Below are 2,353 nucleotides of genomic sequence, written 5' to 3' on the forward strand. Positions count from 1 at the left end.
TTTTCTACAAATTTATTTCTAAGATTTTCTATCATTATTCCACCACTTTCTTCAATTTAAAATAACCATACTCACGAGATTTTGCATTCTTCAACGCAACTTCTCTTGCAATTGATTCTTTTGGTGTATCTTCTCTAAGTATGCTGTGATATTGTGGCAAGAATTCCATGTATTCCACACCTTCAGTGTCACATTCCATAATCATACTTGCAAAATCCAATACAGTATTGTATTTTTCATATAAATCATCCACGTTTTCAGTTAACTCAAGGTTAGCCAAATCATAGATTTTTATTACTTCATCTCGATTAATCATACTAACTCCTTTTTAATTCATGATTAAATTTTATCATAAATAAATTAAATTTATAAGTTGTCTAAGAATGAATTCAATTCATCTTCTGTCATTAATTTTACACCCAAATCCTTCGCTTTTGTAAGTTTGGATCCAGCTTTTTCTCCATATACCACGTAATCAGTGTTTTTAGAAACAGAAGATGAAACTTTTGCTCCCAAATTCGATAACTTGTCTGTAAGTTCTTTTCTAGAATAATTTACCAAACTTCCTGTCAAAACAAAAGTTAAATTATCCAATTTCTTTTCAATATTTTCAGGGTTTTTAATTTTAATTCCTTTTGATAGAAGTGAATCTATAGAATGAGAAATAGTTTCGTCATGGAAAAATTCTACGATTTCTTCTGCAATAACATTTCCAATATCTTCGATTTGAATTAATTCGTCAAACTTCGCTTCTCTCAAATTATCAAAACTCTTATATTTTTGTGCTAATTCAAAGCTTGTCTTCTCTCCGATTTCAGGAATTCCAAGTGCAAAAATAAAGTTTGCCAAATCAACATTTTTACTCTTTTCAATTGCATTTATCAGATTTTGGCTCTTCTTTTCTTTAAATCCTTCTAATTGCAACAACTGTTCTTTTTTTACATCGTAGATTTCTTCAATTGATTTTATATTGAGTTTTTCTAGTAAAACTTCCAATGTTTTTTCGCTCAATCCATCGATATTCATTGCATTTCTACTTGCAAAATGAACCATTCTCTTAACCAATTGTGGAGTACAACTCATTGAATTTGGACAGAAAATATGAACTCCATCTCTAAATAATTCACTGTGACAATATGGACAGTAATGTGGAATTTCAATTTCTTCCGTATCTTCTTGGTCAGGATTTACAACTCCCATTATTTCTGGGATTACATCGTTTGACCTTCTAACGAAAACTTCTGAATTCAATCTTACTTGTTTTCTTTCAATGTCGTCAATATTATTAAGTGTAGCTCTTTTTACAGTTACATTTCCAATTTCTACAGGCTCCAGCAAAGCCGTCGGCGTTACTTTTCCAGTCCTTCCAACATTCCATTCAACTTCTTTTACAATTGTTGTAAATCTTTCAGGTTCAAACTTGTAAGCTATTGCCCATCTTGGAAATTTGTTAGTGTAGCCTAATTTTTCTCTTGTTTTAAAATCATTTACTTTAATTACCACACCATCTGTTAAAACGTCGATTTCATTTCTTAATTCAAAAATCTCATCAATAAATTCTGAAATTTCTTCGAATGATGTTGCGTGTTTTTCGTATGGATACAATTTGAAATAATTATCTCCCAAAAACTTCATCATTTGTTCTTGAGTTTCAAGCCCGTTTTCTTCCAAATAATTTACATTGTAGAAATAAGCATCCAAGTTTCTTTCTCTTGTAACAGCTGGGTCTAAATTTCTAAGAGCTCCTGCTGCTGCATTTCTCGCATTTTTGAGTTTTGGTTCATGAGTTTGGTTGTATTTTTCTAATGAAGAAAGTGGCATTACTCCTTCACCCTGAATTTCCATCAATCTCGTGTCATTTATTTTCAATGGAATTGAATTGATAGTTCTCACTTGGTTTGTAATAACTTCTCCGATAGTACCGTTACCTCTTGTAGTCGCCATCACCAAATATCCGCCATCATATGTCAAATTTACTGTCAAACCGTCAAACTTAAATTCAACATAAAATTCAACTTGAGGTAATTTGTTCACGTGATTTTTATTGTAATTTTCTACAAATTCAATGGTTTTATTGACCCAATTTCTAACTTCTTCTTTGCTTTGTGCTTTTCCTAAACTGTACAACGAATTCAAGTGCACATGCTTTTCAAATCCCGATAAAACTTCTCCACCAATCCTATTTGTCGGAGAATTTGGCAGAACAACTCCAGTTTCTTTTTCAAGATTCACAAGCTCATCATACAACACATCATACTCTGAGTCCTCAATCAAAGGATCATCCAAAGTATAATAATGAAAAGCGTATTTATTTAGTATGTCTACTAAATATTTTATTCTGTCTTCCTTTTCC

At 31.4% G+C, this 2,353-nt stretch carries 2 protein-coding genes; both read right to left on the bottom strand.

Annotation, left to right across the window (positions count from 1 at the left end):
* Window positions 1-34: 34 nt before the first annotated feature.
* Window positions 35-316: an Asp-tRNA(Asn)/Glu-tRNA(Gln) amidotransferase subunit GatC gene (gene gatC, locus KHW44_RS08675; RefSeq protein ID WP_294685616.1), complete on the bottom strand. Its 282-nt coding sequence runs from the start codon at window positions 314-316 to the stop codon at window positions 35-37.
* A gap of 50 nt (window positions 317-366) precedes the next feature.
* On the bottom strand, window positions 367-2,353 hold a 1,987-nt coding region (gene ligA / locus KHW44_RS08680), incomplete at its 5' end, for an NAD-dependent DNA ligase LigA (RefSeq protein ID WP_304068504.1).

It is taken from the genome of Finegoldia magna (assembly GCF_018371055.1).
Lineage (GTDB): Bacteria > Bacillota > Clostridia > Tissierellales > Peptoniphilaceae > Finegoldia > Finegoldia magna_I.